General features: G+C 59.7%; 16 protein-coding genes. 13 read left to right on the top strand and 3 right to left on the bottom strand.

Going from position 1 to position 21,033, the window contains the following annotated elements; translation table 11 throughout:
- Positions 1 to 47: 47 nt before the first annotated feature.
- Positions 48 to 950, bottom strand: coding sequence for a recombination-associated protein RdgC (locus KKO72_RS01625; protein WP_214934827.1), 903 nt, complete (start codon positions 948 to 950; stop codon positions 48 to 50).
- A gap of 189 nt (positions 951 to 1,139) precedes the next feature.
- Between KKO72_RS01625 and KKO72_RS01620 the strand changes: the two genes are divergently transcribed.
- Positions 1,140 to 1,667 carry a Spy/CpxP family protein refolding chaperone gene (locus KKO72_RS01620; RefSeq protein WP_214934825.1) on the top strand — a complete coding sequence of 176 codons (528 nt, stop codon included), beginning with the start codon at positions 1,140 to 1,142 and terminating at the stop codon, positions 1,665 to 1,667.
- A 268-nt stretch (positions 1,668 to 1,935) separates the two neighbouring features.
- The gene (locus KKO72_RS01615; RefSeq protein WP_180126019.1) at positions 1,936 to 2,148 is read left to right on the top strand and encodes a DUF2788 domain-containing protein; all 213 of its coding nucleotides are present in this window, start codon (positions 1,936 to 1,938) and stop codon (positions 2,146 to 2,148) included.
- Between the two features lie 4 nt (positions 2,149 to 2,152).
- Here the strand turns inward: KKO72_RS01615 and KKO72_RS01610 are convergent, their stop codons facing one another.
- Together KKO72_RS01610 and KKO72_RS01605 are read right to left on the bottom strand one after the other, a co-directional pair.
- Complete coding sequence (locus KKO72_RS01610; RefSeq protein WP_371736798.1) at positions 2,153 to 2,740, bottom strand: NnrU family protein; 588 nt, start codon at positions 2,738 to 2,740, stop codon at positions 2,153 to 2,155.
- A gap of 25 nt (positions 2,741 to 2,765) precedes the next feature.
- Positions 2,766 to 4,355 carry a diguanylate cyclase gene (locus KKO72_RS01605; RefSeq protein WP_214934823.1) on the bottom strand — a complete coding sequence of 530 codons (1,590 nt, stop codon included), beginning with the start codon at positions 4,353 to 4,355 and terminating at the stop codon, positions 2,766 to 2,768.
- Between the two features lie 259 nt (positions 4,356 to 4,614).
- Between KKO72_RS01605 and KKO72_RS01600 the strand changes: the two genes are divergently transcribed.
- From KKO72_RS01600 to KKO72_RS01550, 11 genes are all read left to right on the top strand, one after another.
- Positions 4,615 to 5,433, top strand: a complete 819-nt coding sequence (locus KKO72_RS01600) for a shikimate 5-dehydrogenase (RefSeq protein WP_214934821.1) — start codon at positions 4,615 to 4,617, stop codon at positions 5,431 to 5,433.
- Between the two features lie 221 nt (positions 5,434 to 5,654).
- Complete coding sequence (locus KKO72_RS01595; protein ID WP_214934819.1) at positions 5,655 to 7,121, top strand: sensor domain-containing diguanylate cyclase; 1,467 nt, start codon at positions 5,655 to 5,657, stop codon at positions 7,119 to 7,121.
- 191 nt (positions 7,122 to 7,312) lie between these two features.
- Positions 7,313 to 8,095, top strand: coding sequence for a DeoR/GlpR family DNA-binding transcription regulator (locus tag KKO72_RS01590; protein WP_214934817.1), 783 nt, complete (start codon positions 7,313 to 7,315; stop codon positions 8,093 to 8,095).
- 261 nt (positions 8,096 to 8,356) lie between these two features.
- Positions 8,357 to 10,975: a bifunctional acetaldehyde-CoA/alcohol dehydrogenase gene (gene adhE / locus KKO72_RS01585; protein WP_214934815.1), complete on the top strand. Its 2,619-nt coding sequence runs from the start codon at positions 8,357 to 8,359 to the stop codon at positions 10,973 to 10,975.
- Between the two features lie 182 nt (positions 10,976 to 11,157).
- Entirely contained in the window at positions 11,158 to 12,798 is a 1,641-nt protein-coding gene (gene gpmI, locus KKO72_RS01580) for a 2,3-bisphosphoglycerate-independent phosphoglycerate mutase (protein ID WP_214934813.1), read from the top strand.
- 181 nt (positions 12,799 to 12,979) lie between these two features.
- Complete coding sequence (hsdR, locus tag KKO72_RS01575; protein WP_214934811.1) at positions 12,980 to 15,472, top strand: EcoAI/FtnUII family type I restriction enzme subunit R; 2,493 nt, start codon at positions 12,980 to 12,982, stop codon at positions 15,470 to 15,472.
- 99 nt (positions 15,473 to 15,571) lie between these two features.
- Positions 15,572 to 17,041 carry a class I SAM-dependent DNA methyltransferase gene (locus KKO72_RS01570; protein WP_214934809.1) on the top strand — a complete coding sequence of 490 codons (1,470 nt, stop codon included), beginning with the start codon at positions 15,572 to 15,574 and terminating at the stop codon, positions 17,039 to 17,041.
- Between the two features lie 8 nt (positions 17,042 to 17,049).
- Entirely contained in the window at positions 17,050 to 18,747 is a 1,698-nt protein-coding gene (locus tag KKO72_RS01565) for a restriction endonuclease subunit S (RefSeq protein ID WP_214934807.1), read from the top strand.
- A 67-nt stretch (positions 18,748 to 18,814) separates the two neighbouring features.
- Positions 18,815 to 19,171, top strand: a complete 357-nt coding sequence (locus tag KKO72_RS01560) for a DsrE/DsrF/TusD sulfur relay family protein (RefSeq protein ID WP_214934805.1) — start codon at positions 18,815 to 18,817, stop codon at positions 19,169 to 19,171.
- 108 nt (positions 19,172 to 19,279) lie between these two features.
- Positions 19,280 to 20,404 (top strand): XRE family transcriptional regulator, encoded by a 1,125-nt coding sequence (locus tag KKO72_RS01555; RefSeq protein ID WP_214934803.1) that lies wholly within the window; start codon positions 19,280 to 19,282, stop codon positions 20,402 to 20,404.
- Positions 20,401 to 20,991 (top strand): hypothetical protein, encoded by a 591-nt coding sequence (locus tag KKO72_RS01550; RefSeq protein ID WP_214934801.1) that lies wholly within the window; start codon positions 20,401 to 20,403, stop codon positions 20,989 to 20,991. The genes KKO72_RS01555 and KKO72_RS01550 overlap by 4 nt, the downstream gene beginning before the upstream one ends.
- The last annotated feature ends 42 nt before the right edge of the window (positions 20,992 to 21,033 follow it).

Genomic DNA, 21,033 nt, shown 5'->3' with positions numbered 1-21,033 from the left:
GTAGTGGTTGGAAACGCCAACAGGCGCTCTGTCGGCATCACCAAGTCTCAGGCCACCGGCATCTCGCCGCCCAGTGCCTCCAGCACATCGGGCAGCATTTTTTGCAGCTCACCGGTCGAGATGGCAACGTCGCCGTCAAAGTCATCGTCTTTTTTGTGGTTGGCGCTGCTCGACTCAAACACACCGTCCAGGAACGCGATCTTCTTCAGTTGCAAACCTTCGGTCAGCATGAAGGAGACACGTTCGTTCCAGGTCATGGCCAGGCGCGTGGGCATTTTGCCTTCGCGGATGTGTTGTTGAACCTCTTCGGTATCGAGCCGGTGGCGGGCGTAACGCACCACTGCTTTGGACTCGTCGGCGGCCTTGAGCTCACATTCGCGGTCGACGCTGAAACCTGCCGGGGCGTCCAGGCTCAGCAGCCACTCGGACATCGCCGCCACGGGCGAGACCTGGGTGGTGATCATCGTCACCGCAAAACCGGGCAGTGCCTGCACCAGCAGGGTCACCACCTCGTCGGCGCGGGCCTGGCTGGCAGCGTCGATCACCAGCAGGTGGTTGTCGCGGTCGATCCAGACCAGCACACTGGACTGCTTGGTGAACGCCATCGGCATCAGCTCCAGGCGGATGTCGTCCTTGAGGTCGCGGATTTCTTTCTTGCCGGGTTTACGCCCCGTACTGGCCTCGATCTGTGCCACCCGCTCCTGCGCCTTGCGGTTGATCACCGAGGCGGGCAGGGCACGGGTCTCGACCATCAGCTTGACGATCCATTGGCCAGCCACGGCTTCCAGCAAGGGGCCGTTGGCCTGGCCGCGCGGCTCAATCCAGCCGATGGACTTCTCCTGGCTGGCGCCGCACTCGACATAACGCCCGGCCTGCAGGCTGGCTTCGACCTGCTCGGCGCTGCTGCTCCAGGTGGCGTCAAGGCGGTACATGATGATATTTTTGAACACTGAAAATCCCTTTGTTCTGGAAAACTGAATTGGCTAACCCGCAATCATCCCATCAAATCCGGGGCCCAAGGTTCATGCAACTTTACATAGCTTGTTGCAGGTGATATCGCTGGCTTACATGCGACGCAGATACTTCTTTTCACGCCGATGCCGCTTTCAGGTCAGAGGCTTAACCCAAAGGAAGTCATCATGAAAACGAATCTCAAACTCTCCCTGATTGCCGGTTTGCTGGCAGTGACCGGTGCGGTTTACGCCCAAGGCCCGATGGGTGGCCAGTGTGACCCGGCCATGGGTCCTGGTATAGGCATGCGGCATGACCGCATGGGCAAGATGGACCCGGCCCGTATGCAGGCCATGATGGAAAAACGCGACGCCGTGCTCAAGGCTCAACTCAAACTCACCCCGGCCCAGGAAGGCGCCTGGAAGACTTTTGTGGATGCCAGAAAGCCCGCCGCCTCTGCTGCCAACCTGCAACGCCCTGACCCGGTCGAGATGGCCAAGCTGACCACGCCTGAGCGCCTGGACAAGATGAAAACCCTGCGTGAGGAACATCAGAAGGCCATGACCGCCGCCATGACCAAACACGACGAAGCCACCCGGGCGTTTTATACCGCGCTGACACCGGAGCAGCAAAAGGTGTTTGACGCGGTGGCCCTGCCAGGCCATGGACACGGTGACCGCAAGGGCTTCCGCCCGGCACCCGCTGCCAAACCCTGAGCTTGGTGACCGACGGGTTTGCAGCCCGGTCTGAGAGACCACCGCGAGCGGCATGTGTCATGAGCACGTGCCGCTCGCGGTCTTTCTGGGTGGGCAAGGGCTTGCGGGCAGGCTTATGGCAACATGCTGCATTGGCCAGACAGCGCCGGACTTCAGTGACCCATACCATGCCCCATCACCCTTTCCCCAGCCAAACCACAGCGCCCCAGGCGGGTGTGATGTGCCAACCCGGCAACATGATCGCCACTGACCACCGGGAGACACGCTGATGTGGGGCTTCACCGAAGAACAGATCAGCAACTTTGGCATGACCTTTGGCATCGGTGCCTTCATCCTCTACATGCTGTTCATCATTGGCCAGCTGGCCTGGGAGTCCAAGGCCGGCAAGTTTGGCACCTTTGTGATGTTTCTCGGGCTGGCCTTTGGTTTTGTGGGGTTTGCCGCGAAGTACCTGATCCAGTACTTCATGGACATCAAATAAGGGCTTAACCGAAGGGCTTGATGCCAATCAGCAGGCCGTGTAGCCAGAACGCAAACACCAGCCAGGCGACCACACCCACCACCACGGTGATCAGGGTCGCGCTCAGCTTGGTGACTGGGGCCGAGGTTGGCGGGTTGCGCCGGTCACGTTGGCGTGCGGAGATGAAGTCCGCCACCGCCCAGGCCAGAAAACTGCCAAACAACACCAGGTGCCCGAGGTTGCCATTGGCCATCAGATGCGCCACGGCCCACAGTTTCACACCGGCCACCATCGGGTGGTAAACCCGCGCCTTGATGGCGTTGCCCGGCACATAGGCTGCGGCCAGCAAAATGAAGCCAAACAGGTTCAATAGCGAGGCCGCGTGGCGCATGCCCATGGGCGGAATCCAGATCCACACGGGCTCGTTGCGCACCAGGCCGAAGCCATAAATCACCAACAGCAGGCCAGCCAGGGACAACACGGCATAGACCCCACGCCAGGCATCCGCTCCCCATTTTTGTTGCTGGCGTGTGCGCCAGTCGTCGGCATAGATGCGCACCGAGTGCACACCCAAAAACAAAATCAAACCCGCGATCAGGATCAACATGGCCATGGTTCAGTCCTTAAAAAAATGGGGGTCAGGCGCCAAGCACCCGGTTTTTGCCGGCACGTTTGGCCAAGTACATGGCTTGGTCGGCGCGTTTGATAGCCTGTGGTCCGGTTTCTCCGTGCGCCAGTTGCGCCACACCGGCGCTGAAGGTGATCAGCACCTTCTCGGTACCGGCCAGGAAAAAACGTTTGGTGAGTTCGCGCTGTAGCCGTGTCATGGCCTCAATGCCTTTGTCCAGCGGCGTGTCGGGCAGCAGGATGACAAATTCTTCACCACCGTAACGGGCCAGGGTGTCTTGTGGGCGCATCACCTCACGTGTCACGCTGGCCAGGTGGGTCAGTGCGGCATCACCCGCGCCATGACCCAGGGTGTCGTTGAGTTTTTTGAAATTGTCGATGTCGAGCAGTGCCATGCACAAAGGGGTGTCCTGCCGCTTGACCTTGGCCACTTCACGTGTCACCGCTTCTTCGAGGCCCTGGCGGTTGAGTGCGCCGGTGAGGGGGTCGTGGCGCGCCTGCGCGCTGACACGGTCAAGCTCCTGGTGCAATTTGCTGATTTCGGCCTCGGTGGCTTCGGCACGCTGCTTCATGGTCTGTAGCTCGTCGCGCGCGGCCTGGCTGTCCTTGGCCATGGTGCGGGTGGCGGCCACCATTTCCTTGAGCACGGGCGCAATGTCGGTGATGCTGCGGGCCTGCTCAATGAGCTTGGCGCTCTCCTCCAGCTGGCTGTGAAAACCGGTGGTGGACTGTGACATGGCGGCCAGCCGTTCGATGAAGGTGGCCAGCATCTGGCGCATCTCTTCCTGCGCCTGGACCGCCAGGCTTTTGGCTTCGGTTTGTTTGAAGATCACGTCTTTGAGGCGGGCCTCCACATCGTCCAGGCGGCGCAGCGTCAGCGGTGGCACACAGGCGGCTTTCACCGCGTCCACCTGACCCTTGAGCCAGCTGTCGTCCAGGCTCAGATGGCTGATGTTGTCGATGACCAGGTGCAGCAGCTTGAGCAGCACCGTCTTGATCTCGGCCTGGTCTTCGGCGGCAAAGGACAGGCGGTGGCTGTATTGCCCAATCGCCTGTTTGACCGCCACCACATCAGCTCCGGGGTCACGCAAGGACTTGAGCAGTGTCTGGGTCTGCTCCGCAAAACGGTCATCGTCTTGACCCAGTGCGGGCAACGCGAACTCGATCAAACGCGCGATCTGGCCCAGAAAATCGGCCGTCAGTGCTGGGGCGCTGACACTGGCGGGGGCTGGGGTGACTTCAATGCCCATGGGCACAGGCAGCGTGGACGCGCCTGTCGACACACCACCCGGCGCCTTGGCTGGCTCAGGTGCCGGGGGGCTGAAACCGCCATAGGCCATCAGCGCATTTTTGACCCCGTCCCAGTTGAGCTGGTTGATGGCCGATTCGAGCAAGCCCCGCTGTTTTTGCTGGCCTGGCGTCTTGGTGGGCAAGGCCAGCGCAATGTCGCGCAGGCGGTCAGCCGGAAACGGCGGCTCCAGCGGCAGCTGCGCGATTTCGCTGTAGATCTTCTGGTAGTTCAGGGGGGTGGGCGCCAGCTTGCGCAAGCTCAGCTGCTTGAGCGTTTCCCGTGCAACCTCGAACGGTGTTTTCTCAGCCATGGCATCCTAACTATAAATTCAGTAGCTATTAGCCCTTATTTAATAAGGGCTAGAAGCATAAAATACTTTGAACGGCACAACAAGATGCCGCATGGCGATCTTAGGTAGCAAAGACCGGGATGTCTTTGTGGGACATCAACACAGCGCATGGCCGCCCATCTTCTGTCAATTTTAGTTGTCATGCTGTTTACCAGAACGGGGTGTTTGGCACACCCTAAACTAGAACCCACGCCCGCTTTGATGAAATGGCCATCCGCTCATGACACGACAGATCAACAAGGACACCATCGTTTGTATGTCTCTGGCCGCACGCCCGAGCAACTTTGGCACCCGCTTCCACAATTTTCTCTACGAGGCGCTGGACCTGGACTACCTCTACAAGGCCTTCACCACCACCGATCTGGCCGCCGCCATCGGTGGGGTGCGTGCGCTCGGTATTCGCGGCTGCGCGGTCTCGATGCCCTTCAAAGAGGCTTGCATTCCGATGGTGGATGAGCTCGACGCCTCGGCCAAAGCCATCGACTCCGTCAACACCCTTGTCAACACAGCGGGCCACCTCAAGGCCTACAACACCGATTACATCGCCATCACCAAACTGCTGGCTCAGCACCAGGTGCCCACGGATCTGGTGTTTGCGCTGCGCGGTAGCGGTGGCATGGCCAAGGCCGTGGCCTGCGCCCTGAAAGACGCGGGTTTTAAGAACGGCTTCATTGTGGCCAGAAACGAGGTGGCCGGGCGGCAGTTGGCCGATTTGTATGGGTTTGCTTGGCGGCCCGACATGGCGCAGGTGCAGGCCCAGTTGCTGATCAATGTCACACCCATTGGCATGACCGGTGGTGCGGAGGTGTCCTCCCTGGCCTTTGCCGAGGCGGCGATTGAAAGCGCCCACATGGTGTTTGATGTGGTGGCCCTGCCCGCAGACACGCCTCTGATCCGTTACGCCCAGGCCCAAGGCAAACCCGTCATCACCGGTGCCGAGGTGTTCGCCATTCAGGCGGTGGAGCAGTTTGTGCTGTACACCGGGATACGGCCGAGTGAGGCCCTGTTCCAGCAAGCGGCCGCCTTCGCCCGTGGCTGAGTGGCTGGGCCGGCCCAGCGGGCGCAGGCCATAACCCCGCAGCCCCACAAAAGCTAAGCGGCACGTAAACTCGCCCGCCTGTTCGCGCAGGGAACGCAGGGTGGCCAAGCAGTGATTGCGCCAACTTGAACCTGCCTCCGGTGACCGTTGTCAGTGGGTACGCTTGGCACAACACATCCGAGGCGTCCTCCTTTGGCCCCATCACTTTCGACCTGACAAGCATGACACCTCTACGCGGCACCGACCGCAGCAAACTGATGGCACTGGTCTGCCTGCTTCTGTGCTGTGGCTTCCTGGCCACCACGCTGATCAGCTACTTTTCCTCGCGTGGCGCCATTCGTTCCGCGATCATTGATACCGAACTGCCGCTGACCTCGGACAACGTCTATTCTGAAATCCAGCGCGATCTGGTGCGCCCGGTACTGATCTCCTCCATGATGTCGCGTGACACCTTTTTGCGCGACTGGATCATTGACGGTGAGGGCGACGTCCGGCAGATGACGCGTTACCTCAAGGAGGTGATGTCGCACTACGGCGCTTTCACCGCTTTTTTTGTCTCCGACGCCAGCAAAACCTACTACCACGCCGACGGTGTCCTGAAACACGTGGCACCCGAGGAGCCGCGCGACGCCTGGTATTTCCGGCTGCGCCAGATGAAAGAGCCCTACGAGATCAATGTCGACCCCGACCTGGCCAACCGTGACAAGCTCACCATCTTCATCAACTACCGGGTGCTGGACTACCAGGGCCAGTACATCGGTGCCACCGGTGTGGGGCTGACGGTGGACGCGGTGGTTGCCATCATTCAGGACTACCAACGGCGTTTTGGCCGCACCATCTACTTTGCCAACAGCGACGGCGACATTGTGCTGGCCGGGCGCAGCAAGGAAGGTGGCGAGCAAAGGCGCAACATCCGCGACATCCCGGGCGTGCGGGATCTGGCCGACACCATCCTGGCCAGCAAGGGCGGCAGCTTCGAGTACGAGAGTGCTGACATTCACCACTTTGTCAATGTGCGCTACATCCCCGAGCTCAAATGGCGGCTGTTTGTGGTGAAAGACGACAAACTGGCGGCCTCCAATGTGCAACGTGCGCTCTACTTCAACCTGCTGGTCTGTGCCTGCGTCACGCTGTTGGTGCTGACGCTGCTCTACATCAGCTTCAACCGCTACAACAAGGCGCTCGAACAGATGGCCGCCACCGACAGCCTGACAGGGCTGGCCAACCGGCATGCCCTCGAACTGCTGCTGGAGCAGGCGATGCGCGAGGCCACACGGCAAAACTCCCCGCTGACCGCCATCCTGTTTGACATCGACCATTTCAAGGCGCTCAACGACAGCCTGGGCCACCTGGCCGGTGACCGCGTGTTGCGACATCTGGGTCAGCTGTTACAAGCCAACCTGCGCACCTCCGACATCGCCTGCCGTTGGGGGGGAGAAGAGTTTTTGATTGTGCTCAAGGACACCCCCATGGCGGTGGCGCTGCGGATTGCCGAGACCCTGCGCCTGCGTATTACAGAGATGCCAGCTGCCCCCAAAGAAGCCATCAGCATCAGTGCCGGGGTGGTGGTGTGGCAGCTTGGTGAGTCGATCACCGCCTTGTTGGAGCGTGCCGACGTGCAGCTCTACCGCGCCAAAGCGGCGGGTCGCAACACCGTCTGCAGCGACACCACGGTCACCGCCAGTTGAGCGCTGGGCTGGCGCATTACCGCTGAGACGCCCGGCGGCAAGCGCGGGCCCAAACCACGGACGGCCTGCACAGGTGGCTGAATCGGCCATTTTTGGTGATAATTCGCGTATGTTCGAATTTGTGAGACTTTTCTGCAACACGAACATCTTCAAACTTATTAAGCAGCCACCAAACTGCAGGAAGAGACACCATGGCTGAGCATCTGGCCGACCATCGCCAAGAATTGATCATGTCGGTAATTTCGGCCCGAGGTGAGTGCCGAACCAAACAGCTGGCAGCGCAGTTCCAGTCGTCCGAAATGACCCTGCGCCGTGACCTGGCCGAGCTGGAGAAGCGTGGCCTGCTGCGCCGGGTCCACGGCGGCGCGGTACTGCTCAACCGGGATGTGGACTTTGTCCAGCGCCGGGACCTTGGCCAGGCGCAAAAGCAGTGGGTCGGGCGAGCGGCCACACGTTTGCTCAAAAGTGGCCAGACGGTGTATCTGGATGCGGGCACCACCGCCTGCGAAATGGCCCGCGCCATTGCCCAGGGCCTGCCCGAGGTCAGTGATCTGTCGATCGTGACCCACGGCATCAGCATCGCCGGTGAGCTGGCGGGCCGCACGCCGTATCAGCTTCAGCTCATTGGCGGCGACATCTACCAGAACGCATTGAGTACGGTGGGCCCCGTGGCCCTGGCACAAATTGCCAAGCTCAACATCGACGTGTTTTTCCTGGCGCCGGGCGCGGTCGACAGCCATGCTGGCTGGACCAACTCCAACCTGATCGAGGCCACGGTCAAGCGCGCGGTGGTGGCGCGCAGCAAGACGGTGGTGTCCATCTGTGACAGCGCCAAATGGGGGCAAGAGTCTTTTGCCACCATCGTGCCTCTCGAAGGCGTCAGCCGCTGGGTGGTGGACCGCGGCCTGCCGCCTGACGGCGTGGCAGCAGCCAAGGCCGCCGGCATCACCCTCTGTTACGCCGAAGGTTTGTGACACGGAGCCCTTGGCCCAAAGCACCTCAAAAACTATTTTCAAATGTTCGTATGTGTTCGTTAATGTGTGTAAAATGACCACACTCAAACTAATAACACAGACCAAACAAACAGAGTGAGGTAGGTGTTGTTGGCTCATGCAAGGCCTTGTTCATCCATCGGTATGCCAAGATTACTTGCGCGTTTTTGAGAAAACCCTCGCGCTGTCCGACGTGTTTTGGGGGTGGCAGCGAGTGACTAACTTCAGTTTTGGAGAATCAAGATGGCTGTGACGAACAAGGAAGAACTCTACGCACTGGTGGCGCGGGTCAAGAAGGCGCAAGCACTGTTTGCGACTTTCACGCAGGAAAAAGTGGATGCCATTTTCCGCAACGCAGCGCTGGCTGCCACCGACGCGCGGATCCCGCTGGCCAAGCTCGCTGTGCAGGAAACCGGCATGGGTGTGCTCGAAGACAAGGTGATCAAAAACCACTTCTCGTCAGAGTACATCTACAACAAGTACAAGGATGAGAAGACCTGCGGCATCCTGTCTGAAGACGACAACTTCGGCACCATCACCATCGCCGAGCCCATCGGCATCCTGTGCGGCATCGTCCCCACCACTAACCCCACCTCCACCGCTATCTTCAAGGCGCTGATCGCGCTCAAGACCCGCAACGGCATCATCTTCTCGCCCCACCCACGTGCACGCAGGTCCACCTGTGAAGCCGCTCGTCTGGTGTTGGAGGCTGCTGTGGCGGCTGGTGCACCGGCCGACATCATTGGCTGGATCGACGAACCCACCGTGGACTTGTCCAACGAGCTGATGCGCCACCCAGACATCAACCTGATCCTGGCCACCGGCGGCCCGGCCATGGTTCGTGCTGCTTATTCCTCCGGCAAACCCGCCATTGGTGTGGGTGCGGGCAACACCCCGGCCGTGATTGATGAGACCGCTGACATCAAACGTGCTGTGGCCTCCATCCTGATGTCCAAGACCTTCGACAACGGCGTGGTCTGTGCGTCTGAGCAGTCGGTCATCATTGTGGAACAGGCCTACCAGGCGGTGCGTGAACGTTTTGCCAAACATGGCGGCTACATCCTGAACGCTGAAGAAGCCGAAGCTGTGCGCAAGGTCATCCTCAAAAATGGCTCACTCAACAGCGCGATCGTGGGCCAATCGGCCATCGTGATTGCAACCATGGCCGGGATTTCTGTGCCGGGTTTCACCAAGGTGTTGATCGGTGAAGTGACCGATGTGTCAACCAATGAAGCCTTTGCCCACGAAAAACTGTCGCCCATGCTGGCCATGTATAAGGCCACAGATTTTGTTGATGCTTGCAGCAAAGCAGCAGCCTTGGTGGCCATGGGTGGCATTGGCCACACCTCCTCGCTCTACACCGATCAAGACTTGCAGGGTGACCGCATCGCCTACTTTGGCGACAAGATGAAGACCGCCCGTATCCTCATCAACACACCGTCCTCACACGGTGGTATTGGTGACCTCTACAACTTCAACCTCGCACCGTCCTTGACCCTGGGCTGTGGCTCTTGGGGTGGCAACTCGATTTCCGAGAACGTCGGACCCAAGCACCTGATCAACAAGAAAACCGTCGCCAAGAGGGCCGAGAACATGTTGTGGCACAAACTCCCCAAATCCATTTACTTCCGCCGCGGCTGCCTGCCGATTGCCCTGGAAGACCTGTCAGACCGCAAGCGTTGCCTGATCGTGACCGACCGCTATCTTTTTGAGAACGGTTATGTGGATGACACCGTGCGCATCCTCAAGAAACAAGGCCTGGAAGTGGAAGTTTTCCACGAAGTAGCAGCTGACCCGACCCTGGCGGTGGTGCGCAAGTGCCTGTCAATGGCCAACGCCTTCCAGCCTGACGTGATCCTGGCGCTGGGTGGTGGCTCACCTATGGACGCGGCCAAGATCATGTGGGTGATGTACGAACATCCGGAAGTCCAGTTTGAAGACCTGGCGCTGCGTTTCATGGACATCCGCAAACGCATCTACAAGTTCCCCAAGATGGGCCTCAAGGCCATGATGGTCGCGGTGCCAACCACCTCCGGCACCGGCTCCGAAGTGACCCCGTTTGCCGTGGTGACCGACGAAGTGACCGGTGTGAAGTACCCGATTGCCGACTACGAACTCACACCCAACATCGCCATCGTGGACGCCAACCTGGTCATGAACATGCCCAAGTCACTCACCGCTGTGGGTGGTATCGACGCGGTGACCCATGCGCTGGAAGCCTATGTCTCGGTGATGGCCAACGAGTACTCTGATGCGCAAGCCTTGCAGGCCCTCAAGCTGCTCAAGGACTACCTGCCAGCCTCGTTCATCAACGGTGCCAACGATCCGAAAGCGCGTGAACAGGTCCACAACGCGTCGTGTATCGCTGGTATTGCGTTTGCCAATGCCTTCCTGGGTGTGTGCCACTCGATGGCGCACAAGCTGGGTGCCGAGTTCCATCTTGCCCACGGCCTGGCCAACGCGCTGCTGATCTCGAACGTCATCCGTTACAACGCCGCTGACATCCCGACCAAACAAACCGCCTTCAGCCAGTACGACCGGCCCAAGGGTGTGGAGCGTTATGCCCAGATTGCCAAACACCTTGGCTTGGAAGCCACCAGTGACCACGACCACGTTGAGAAACTGGTGGAGTGGGTCGATGGCCTGAAGAAGGTGCTGGGCATTCCTGCATCCATCCAGGCCGCCGGTGTCAACGAAGCCGAATTCCTGGCCAAGGTGGACAGCCTGGCAGAAGCCGCGTTTGACGACCAGTGCACCGGCGCCAACCCGCGCTTCCCGCTGATCAGCGAACTCAAGGAACTGCTGATCCACAGCTACTATGGCAACGCTTATCACGAGGTGTATGAGTCTGAGGCGGAATAAGCAAGACTTCAGCGCAAGCGAAGCGCCCTGACCGAGAACTCCCCTCGCCTGCCAAGGCGCGGGGAGTCTTGCGTTGTGTACCCCGCTTGTTTTTTTAACCCGATGGCCAGCGATAAACTGGCCTGGCCCGGGATGCGTCGCAAAATCGAGGCATCCACCGAACTTTTACTTCAGAATCCACCATGCTTCAAAAATTTTCTGCCTTCCCCGGCGTGCCCGGCCCCGTTGTTGTCATCGTCATGGACGGTTACGGCATCCCCAAACTCGAAGTGGGCAGCGCCATCGCCGCTGCCAACAAGCCCACCCTGGACCGCCTGTTCGCTGAATGCTCCCACATCAGCCTGCGCGCCCACGGCACCGCTGTGGGCATGCCGTCCGATGACGACATGGGCAACTCCGAAGTTGGCCACAACGCCATCGGCGCCGGACAGGTCTACAGCCAGGGCGCTGCGTTGGTGGCCAACGCCATTGCCGACGGCTCGATCTGGCAAGGTGAAGCCTGGCAGCAGATCGTGGCTGGCGCCAAGGCGGGCCGGGGTGTGGTGCACTTCATTGGTTTGTTCTCGGATGGCAATGTGCATAGCCACATCGACCATCTGAAGGCCATGGTGGCCCAGGCCAAGCTGGAGGGTGTCAAGACCGTGCGTGTTCACGCCTTGATCGACGGACGCGACGTGCCCGAAACCAGCGCGCTCGACTATGTGGTGCCGTTTGAAGCCTTTCTGGCCGAACTCAGCACCGATGGTTTTGACGCCCGCATTGCCTCTGGTGGTGGCCGCCAGAACATCACCATGGACCGCTACGACGCCAACTGGCCGATGGTCGAAAAGGGCTGGAAAACCCATGTGTTGGGCCAGGGCCCGCAGTTTGCCAACGCCACCGCCGCCGTGAATGGCCTGCGCGCCAGCTACCCCGGCACCATCGACCAGGATTTGCCGGAGTTTGTCATTGCCGAGAACGGCCAGCCCATTGGCACCATCGAAGACGGTGACTCGGTGGTGTTTTACAACTTCCGTGGCGACCGCGCCATTGAAATCACCCGTGCTTTTGTTGAGCAAGAGTTCAGCCGCTTTGACCGCGTGCGCACACCCAAGGTGACCTATGCCGGCATGCTGCAGTACGACGGCGACCTGAAACTGCCCGAGCGTTTTCTGGTGACCCCGCCCGCCATCCGCGACACCTCGGGCGAATGGTTCAGCCAGGCTGGCCTAGCCCAGTTTGCCTGTTCCGAAACCCAGAAGTTTGGCCACGTCACCTACTTCTGGAACGGCAACCGCTCCAACAAGTTTGAGGGCGAAACCTGGCAAGAAGTGCCCAGCGACGTGGTGCCGTTTGAGCAGCGTCCGTGGATGAAGTCGGCCGAAATCGCCGACGCCATGATTGCCGCCATCCAAAGCGGCCAGTACAAGCTGCTGCGCTGCAACTTTGCCAACGGCGACATGGTCGGCCACACCGGCAACTTCCGCGCCGCCACCATGGCTGTCGAAGCCGTTGACCTGGCCCTGGCGCGCCTGCTGCCGGTCATTGAAGCCGCTGGCGGCGTGGCGCTGATCACCGCCGACCACGGCAACGCCGACGAGATGTACGAGCTGGACAAAAAGACCAAGCAGCCATCCTTGAACAAGGACGGCTCTTACAAGGCCAAAACCGCCCACACCTTGAACCCGGTGCCGCTGATCCTGTTTGACAAGGTCACCGGCGGCAAACTGGCGCTGAACCAAACCCCGACGGCCGGTCTGTCCAACATTGCCGCCACCGTCGCCAACCTGGCGGGTCTGGAAAAACACGCCAAGTGGGACGAGAGCCTGCTGCAGGTGAAGTGATCCAACAGCCCGCCCAAGCGGCAGGCTGTTGAGCAGGCCGTCCGGTCGGACGGCTGCTCGGGCCAAGAAAGAAGCGCCAGGCCCAGCCAGGCCGGGCTGCCTGAGTGGCAAAATCGTCCACTGAACCACCGCTGAGAATCCCCAGTGGGTGACCGCAACCAATCAGGGACGATTCGGCGGCATGGACAAAAAATCACTCTCCGAGAGCGACATTTGCGACAAGTTCGTGCGTCCGGCTTTGGTCGCTGCTGGCTGGCACACGCTGGACCAGATCTACGCGCAATACCCCTTGCGCGACGGCCGCGTGGTGGTGCGTGGCAAAACCGCCCGTCGCGACCAAAACACCGTGCTGCGCGCCGACTACGCGCTGTTTTTCAAAGCCAATATCCCGCTGGCTGTGGTTGAGGTCAAACAAGCCCGGCTATCCGTCAATGCGGGCATGCAGCAGGCCATCCAGTACGCCCAGTTGCTCGACGTGCCATTCAGTTTTGCCAGCAATGGCGAGGGTTTTGTCTTTCGTGACGCCACCTGTGCCACCGGCGTGCCGGAGCAAACCATTGGCCTGGACGAATTTCCCAGCCCGCAAGAACTGTGGCGCCGCTACTGCGCCTGGAAAGGCTGGGCACCTGCGGTACAGCGTGTGGCCGAAACCCCGTACGCCCCTGCCAAGGTACCGCGTTATTACCAGCTGACGGCCATCAACCGCACGGTCGAAGCCATTGCCGCCGGGCAGCACCGGGTGCTGCTGGTCATGGCCACCGGCACCGGCAAAACCTACACCGCGTTCCAGATCATCCACCGGCTCTGGAAGTCCGATTGGCGTGCCGACAAGGCCAAGGGCCAAAAGCGCATCCTGTTCCTGGCCGACCGCAACATCCTGGTTGACCAGACCATGGTCAACGACTTCCGGCCCTTCAAGGGCGCCATGGCCAAACTCAGCCCCAATGCCAAGGGCATCGAGCGGGTCGATGCGCAAGGTCAGGTCTCCATCGAAGACCTGGAGTTGGCAGTCAACAAGAGCACCAAAGAAGTCAACAAGTCATACGAGATTTACCTCTCGCTGTACCAAGCCGTCAGCGGCACGGATGAAGACAGCAACATCTACAAACAGTTCTCGCCAGACTTTTTCGATCTGATCGTGGTGGACGAATGCCACCGCGGTAGCGCCGCCGAAGACTCGGCCTGGCGCGAAATCCTCTCCTATTTCAGCAGCGCCACGCAGATTGGCCTGACCGCCACACCCAAGGAAACCAAAGACATCTCCAACAGCGACTACTTTGGTGAGCCGATCTACACCTACAGCCTCAAACAAGGCATTGAGGACGGGTACCTGGCGCCCTACAAGGTCATCCGTGTGGACCTGGACAAAGACACCTTTGGCTGGCGCCCCACGGATGGCATGACAGACAAACTCGGCCACCTGATCGAAGACCGCATCTACACCGGCCCCGACATGAACCGCAAGCTGGTGCTCGAAAAACGCGACGAAGTGGTGGCGACCAAGATCACCGAATACCTCCGCGCCACCGACCGTTACGCCAAAACCATCGTCTTTTGTGAAGACATCGACCACGCCGCGCGCATGCGCCAGGCGCTGAGCAATGCCAATGCCGACCTTTGCGCTACACAGCCCAACTACGTGGTGCAGATCACCGGCGACAACCCGCAGGGCAAAGCCCAGCTCGACAACTTCATCGACCCCGAGAAGCTTTACCCAGTGATCGCCACCACCTCGCGCCTGATGAGCACTGGTGTCGATGCCCAAACCTGCAAACTCATTGTGCTGGACCAGAACATCCAGTCCATGACCCTGTTCAAGCAGATCATTGGCCGGGGCACCCGCCTGCGTGAGGATTTGGGCAAAACCTGGTTCACCATCCTCGACTTCAAACGCGCTACCGACAACTTTGCCGACCCCGCCTTTGACGGTGAGCCGGTGCAGATTTACGAGCCTCAGGCCGGTGACCCCATCAACCCGCCCGAGCCTGCTGCCCCCGCGCTGCCCGCAGAAGGTGTTGACCCGGCTGGGGCGCCTGCGCCCAACGACCCGCTGGGTCCCTTTGCCCCCGGCGGCACGGACGAACCCAAAAAATACATCGTGGGCGGTATGGTCACGGTGGCCGTGGCGCGTGAGCGGGTGCAATACCTCAACGCCCAGGGCAAACTCATCACCGAGAGCCTGCGCGACTACACCCGCATCAACCTGGCCAAGCGGTTTGACTCACTCGACCAGTTCCTGCAAGCCTGGACTGACGCCGAACGCAAAGCCGCCCTGATCTCCGAGCTGGAAAACCAAGGTGTGCTGATCGACGCGCTGGCCGAAGAACTGGCCAGCAGCGGCTTGACCAACCTCGACCCGTTTGACCTGTTACTCCACGTGGCCTACAACCAGCCGCCGATCACCCGGCGCGAGCGGGCCAGCCGCGTCAAAAAGCGCAACCTGTTCACCCAATACGGCCCGGTGGCGCGCAAGGTGCTGGACGCCCTGCTCGACAAATACGCCGACGAAGGCATCACCACCATCGAGAGCAACGACGTGTTCAAGGTCCAACCCTTCACCCAGATGGGCAGCGCCAGCGAACTCATCCGCAGCTTTGGTGGGCGCGCCCAATACCTGGGCGCCCTGGCGACGCTGGAGCAGGCGCTGTACACCACCGGTCAGCCACCGGCATGAGCGCCCAGAGACCTGTCAAAATACTATTGCTTTGGTAGCTATCAACCCTTGTGATAAAAGGGCTGGAGCCCGATTTTCCATATAAAACCACAACAACCCATGTCCAACCTCTCCAGCGTCATCAAATCCATCCAGGACGTGATGCGCCAAGACAGCGGCGTCGACGGCGACGCGCAACGTATCTCGCAACTCACCTGGCTCTTGTTCCTCAAAGTGTTTGACGCGCTCGAAGAAGAGCTTGAACTCACCCGCGACCACTACCAAAGCCCCATCCCCGAATCCATGCGCTGGCGCAACTGGGCGCAGGACGCCGAGGGCATGACCGGCGACGTGCTGCTGAGCTTTGTCAACAACGAACTCTTTGGCACCCTGAAAAGCCTGAGTGGTGACGCCCGGCGCAACCCGCGTGGTTACGTGGTGCGCGGTGTGTTTGAAGACGCCTACAACTACATGAAAAGCGGCCACCTGCTGCGCCAGGTTATCAACAAGCTCAACGCCATCAACTTCAACCGCCAGGCCGAGCGCCACCAGTTCAACGACCTGTACGAAAAAATCCTCAAAGACCTGCAAAGCGCCGGTAACGCGGGCGAGTTCTACACCCCGCGCGCCGTCACCCAGTTCATGGTCGACATGGTCAACCCGCGCCTGGGTGAGAAGGTGCTTGACCCCGCCACCGGCACCGGCGGCTTTCTGGTCTGCGCCATTGAACACCTGCGCCAGCAAGTTCACAACACCGAGCAAGAAGCCACGCTGCAGATAAGCATCACCGGTGTCGAGAAAAAGCAGCTGCCCCACATGCTGTGTGTTACCAACCTGATGCTGCACGGCATCGAGGTGCCCAGCCTCATCCAGCACGGCAACACCCTGGCGCGCCCGCTGCGTGAAGTCACCCAGGCCGACCGCGTGGACGTGGTGCTGACCAACCCGCCCTTTGGCGGTGTCGAAGAGCCGGGCATCGAGCAAGGCTTTCCGGCCGATGTGCGCACCAAAGAAACCGCGGATTTGTTCCTGGTGCTGATCAAACACATCCTCAAAACCCATGGCCGCGCCGCGCTGGTGCTGCCCGACGGCACCCTGTTTGGTGAAGGTGTCAAAACCCGCATCAAGGAGCAGCTTCTCCAAGAATGCAACTTGCACACCATCGTGCGCCTGCCCAACGGCGTGTTTGCGCCCTACACCGGCATCAAGACCAATCTGCTGTTTTTCACCAAAGGCACTCCCACCAAAGAAGTCTGGTACTACGAGCACCCGTACCCGGCGGGGGTCAAGACCTACAACAAGACCAAACCCATCCGTATCGAAGAGTTTGATGCCGAGAAAGCCTGGTGGGGCACAGAGGCAGACGGTTTTGCCGCCAGGCAAGAAAACGAACGCGCCTGGAAGGTCAGCATCGACCAGATCAAAGCGACCAACTACAACCTGGACCAGAAAAACCCGCACGCGGTGGACGTGGTCAGCCACGACCCGGCGCAGCTGCTGGCCGACTACAGCCGCCTGCAAGCCGAGGCCCAGGCCCTGCGCGACGAGTTGCGCAATATTTTAGCAAAATCACTCTCTAGCCCTTATTGAATATGGGCATGTTGCTATCAAATCTGGATTTTCTGGCCACCGCCCCGGGCGGTGTGTCGCGGCTGCGTGAGCTGATCCTGACGCTGGCGGTGCAGGGCAAACTGGTGCCGCAAGACCTGAATGACGAGCCCGCGAGTGAACTGCTGAAGAGGATGGGAGCGGAAAAAGACGGGCTGATCGTTGCCAAGAAAATCCGACGCTCAAAACCGCTTGACCCAATTGACGACAACGAATGCGGGTTCGTCTTGCCGAGTAACTGGGAATGGGCACGTCTAGGCAATCTTGGTGATTGGGGCGCGGGTGCCACGCCATCCAGAACCAACAGCAATTACTACGGCGGAAAAATTCCGTGGTTCAAGTCTGGTGAATTAACTGCCGACTTCATTTCAGACTCAGAAGAGACAGTCACCGACGCAGCATTGCGTGACTGCTCGCTCCGATTAAATCAAGTTGGTGATGTACTGATCGCCATGTACGGGGCGACCATTGGTAAAACCTCAATCCTTTCCGTAGTCGCTACGACTAACCAAGCTGTCTGTGCTTGCACGCCTTTCGCGGGCTTATCCAGCGCGTATTTGCTTTTGCTCATGAAGGCGTTGAAGCCATATTTCATCAGCATCGGTGCAGGAGGAGCACAACCCAATATTTCGCGCGAAAAAGTCATTGCAACGGTTATCGGCCTCCCACCCCTCGTCGAACAATCCCGCATCGTCACCCGCGTCGAAGAACTCATGCGGCTGTGCGACGCGCTGGAGGCCAAAGGCCAGCTCGAAGCCGCACAGCACGCCCAACTGGTTGCCACCCTGCTCGGCGCGTTGACCGACAGCGACACCCCCGCCCAACTGGCCGAGAACTGGCAACGTGTGGCCAGTCACTTCGACCTGCTGCTCGACCGACCCCAAGCCGTCGACGCGCTGGAGCAGACCATCCTGCAACTCGCCGTGCGCGGCCTGATCGTCCCCCAAGACCCGCAAGACGAACCCGCCAGCGCCCTGCTGCAAAAAATCCGCGCCGAAAAAGACAAACTCATCGCCGAAGGCAAGATCAAACGCGACAAACCCCTGCCGCCGATTGCCGAGGACGACCAGCCGTTTGCCTTGCCGCCGGGGTGGTGTTGGGCGCGGTTTCCGGAACTTGGAGAGTTTGGTCGAGGCAAGTCCAAGCACCGACCACGCAACGACCCCGCCTTATTCAATCCACCGAAGTACCCACTCATCCAAACCGGAGAGGTTTCGCGCGCCAAGGGCGTTGTTCAGGAAGTCCACTCTTACTACAGCGACCTTGGGCTTGAACAAAGTCGAATGTGGCCGAAGGGAACGCTGTGCATCACGATCGCTGCCAATATTGCGGAGTCGGCCACCCTCGGTTTCGACAGTTGCTTCCCTGACAGCGTCGTAGGCTTTGTGCCTGCGCGCGCAATGGGCAATGTCGAGTACTTCTTGTTGTTTGTGGAAACGGCAAAAGCTGACTTGCTGGCATTTGCCCCTGCTACTGCTCAGAAGAACATCAACCTCGAAATTCTTAGTTCGTTACTCATTCCGCTCCCGCCACTGAACGAATTGGCCCGTATCGTCACCCGAGTCACCCAACTGCGCCAGCTGTGCGCCGAGTTACGCGCCCGCCTGTCGGCCAGCCAATCCACCCAGGCCCAGCTGGCCGAGGCACTGGTGGACAGTGTGGGTGCTGGCGAACCCGTCGTCACCTAGCCGACGCCTACTTTTGCCCAAGCATCCGAGACCACACTTCTGAACCCCGCAACTGTGGAGGAACACCATGCAAAACATCCTCATCATCGTCCACGCAGCGCCTTATGGCAGCGAGCGCTGTCTTTCGGCCCTGCGGCTGGCTACCGCGCTGGTCGGGCGGGAGGGTGACCGGCCGGAGCTTCGTCTGTTTTTGATGTCCGACGCCGTTGTGGCCGGTTTGCCCCATCAGGTGGACGGCAGTGGCAATGGCCTGCAGGGCCTGATGGAACTGCTGGTGAGTGAGGGTGTGCCCATCAAGCTGTGCCGCACCTGCGCCCTGGCGCGTGGCCTAGCAGAGCTGCCGCTGATTCCCGGCGTCTGCATTGGCACGCTGCCAGAGCTGGCCGACTGGACGCTGCAAGCGGACAAGGTGATCACGTTCTGAGCGCGGCCCGCATGTGCGGCTGCAGGATGTGGCATAGAGCATGAAAGCCCCTGGCATTAGCTTGATTAAACTTGATTTACGGCGTTTTGCACCGATAATCTGCTGCTTATGCACAAAGTTATCCACAGTGACAACGTTAAATCTGCCATCCAGAAGCTTGGCTGGACCCAGAAGGAACTGGCCGCGCAGCTTGGTGTTACCGGTCAGGCGGTGACCAACTGGATGAAGGGCACGGATTTCCCGCGCCCTGACAAGCTGCTCAAGCTGGCAACCACCCTGAAGCTGGGGTTTGCCGACCTGGTGCAGTTGCCCCAAGCCGAACAGCCGGTGGTGGCGTTCCGCAAAAAGGCGGGGGCCAAAACAACCGATGCGCATGTTTCCAATGCCATGGCAATGGGCGCCTTGCTCAAGGGGTTGGTTCCATTTTTGCCAACTCTGCCGCAGTTACGCCGACAGTTGATCAGTCCCCCCAATCTTGATTACGCCGCTTTGCAGTCAGTTGCTGCGCAGGTGCGAGCGACTCTGGGTTTGACGCAGGGTGCTGTGTTGCATTACGAGCATCTGTTGGGTGAGTTTGTGGAAAACGGCGCTGTGGTTGTGCCTGTGATGTGGGGCAGCCAGCAAAACCATAAAAATGCGCTGCATATCCTGCTGCCAAAAGAGCGCGTGACTTTTGTTTTGCTGAACTTGGACACGTATCTGGAGGATTTCAAGTTCTGGATGGCGCATGAACTGGCGCATGTGTTCACCCCTGATTTGGCTGGCAAAGAAGAGGGTGAGGACTTTGCCGATGCGTTTGCAGGCGCGTTGTTGTTTCCTGTGGAGTTGGCGCGCACCGTGTATGAAAAGGTGTCCGGCGGCAGCAAGGCCAATGAATCGAAGGTATTGCAAACCTTTGCAGCCGAGCATGGCATCTCGCTGTTCAGCGTGTTCAGTGAAACCAACCGTTTTGCCACAGCCAACGGTCTGCTGCCCTTAAAGCACCAAGCCATCGAGGTGCATGCCATTCGCAACGCGCAGCGCGGAAAGCTGATCAGTGAGCTGCTGTTCGCTCCGTTGCCGCCTGAGCCGTCGGTTTACGTGGCGGCGGCAGAAAAGCAGTTCAAGAGTCCGTTCTTTCAGGCCTTGCGGCGCATGGTGAGTGAACGGCAAACGGGTCCTGGCTATATTCAACAGGTGATGGATATTCCGATGCAGGATGCAGTCGCACTGCATAAGGAATTGATTCGGTGACAACCCAGGTCCTGCTCGACACCAATACCTACCTGCGTCTGGCAAAGCGCATACGCCCGGCGGTAGGGCGAGAGTTCGGGCAGGTACCTTATGTGTTGGTGATTCTGAAAGCGGTAGAGGACGAGGTGTATCGCAATGCACGGTTGCGGTTTCTGAACCCGTGGTTTGACGAACCTGAATTTGTGCAAGAGCGACTGGCCAAGCAAACCCGGCTCAACGCAGCAGAAAAGCAGGACTTGAAGCTGGTGCAGGAGGTGCTGCTGGGGACGGTTCAGCTGGACGTTGCCAAATACACAACGGGTCGTTCACCGCCGGGAGCCACGGATTGCTGGTTGCTGGCTTATGGTCAGGTTAAGGGAGCCATTGTTGTGACCGATGACCTGGGCATGCACACCCTGGCCGCAGATGCTGGGCTCAAGGTGTGGCATGGGTTCGAGTTGCTGGCCAAGCTTCGCACGGCAAAGATCGTCGACAACGATCTGGTTCGGCAGATTTATGACGCGCTGGAGCGCAACAACGACATGACAGACACTTGGCGCGAGGCTAAACACCGGGAGTTCTCAAGAATTTTTGGGAACAAGGATTAGCCCAGTCGGCCACAAGTCATTTCGGACCTGGGCCGACAACGC

The organism is Rhodoferax sp. U11-2br, assembly GCF_018619435.1.
In the GTDB taxonomy this organism is placed as follows: Bacteria; Pseudomonadota; Gammaproteobacteria; order Burkholderiales; family Burkholderiaceae_C; genus Rhodoferax.
Note: the sequence above shows the minus strand (reverse complement) of the source record. Positions and strands in the feature narration are given on the sequence as shown.

What these genes read in the sequence shown, in the direction of transcription:
- KKO72_RS01620 (WP_214934825.1), top strand. Translation starts at nt 1,140, where the DNA reads ATGAAAACGAATCTCAAACTCTCCCTGATTGCCGGTTTGCTGGCAGTG.
- KKO72_RS01615 (WP_180126019.1), top strand. Translation starts at nt 1,936, where the DNA reads ATGTGGGGCTTCACCGAAGAACAGATCAGCAACTTTGGCATGACCTTT.
- KKO72_RS01610 (WP_371736798.1), bottom strand. Translation starts at nt 2,740, where the DNA reads ATGGCCATGTTGATCCTGATCGCGGGTTTGATTTTGTTTTTGGGTGTG.
- KKO72_RS01605 (WP_214934823.1), bottom strand. Translation starts at nt 4,355, where the DNA reads ATGGCTGAGAAAACACCGTTCGAGGTTGCACGGGAAACGCTCAAGCAG.
- KKO72_RS01600 (WP_214934821.1), top strand. Translation starts at nt 4,615, where the DNA reads ATGACACGACAGATCAACAAGGACACCATCGTTTGTATGTCTCTGGCC.
- KKO72_RS01595 (WP_214934819.1), top strand. Translation starts at nt 5,655, where the DNA reads ATGACACCTCTACGCGGCACCGACCGCAGCAAACTGATGGCACTGGTC.
- KKO72_RS01590 (WP_214934817.1), top strand. Translation starts at nt 7,313, where the DNA reads ATGGCTGAGCATCTGGCCGACCATCGCCAAGAATTGATCATGTCGGTA.
- adhE (WP_214934815.1), top strand. Translation starts at nt 8,357, where the DNA reads ATGGCTGTGACGAACAAGGAAGAACTCTACGCACTGGTGGCGCGGGTC.
- gpmI (WP_214934813.1), top strand. Translation starts at nt 11,158, where the DNA reads ATGCTTCAAAAATTTTCTGCCTTCCCCGGCGTGCCCGGCCCCGTTGTT.
- hsdR (WP_214934811.1), top strand. Translation starts at nt 12,980, where the DNA reads ATGGACAAAAAATCACTCTCCGAGAGCGACATTTGCGACAAGTTCGTG.
- KKO72_RS01570 (WP_214934809.1), top strand. Translation starts at nt 15,572, where the DNA reads ATGTCCAACCTCTCCAGCGTCATCAAATCCATCCAGGACGTGATGCGC.
- KKO72_RS01565 (WP_214934807.1), top strand. Translation starts at nt 17,050, where the DNA reads ATGTTGCTATCAAATCTGGATTTTCTGGCCACCGCCCCGGGCGGTGTG.
- KKO72_RS01560 (WP_214934805.1), top strand. Translation starts at nt 18,815, where the DNA reads ATGCAAAACATCCTCATCATCGTCCACGCAGCGCCTTATGGCAGCGAG.
- KKO72_RS01555 (WP_214934803.1), top strand. Translation starts at nt 19,280, where the DNA reads ATGCACAAAGTTATCCACAGTGACAACGTTAAATCTGCCATCCAGAAG.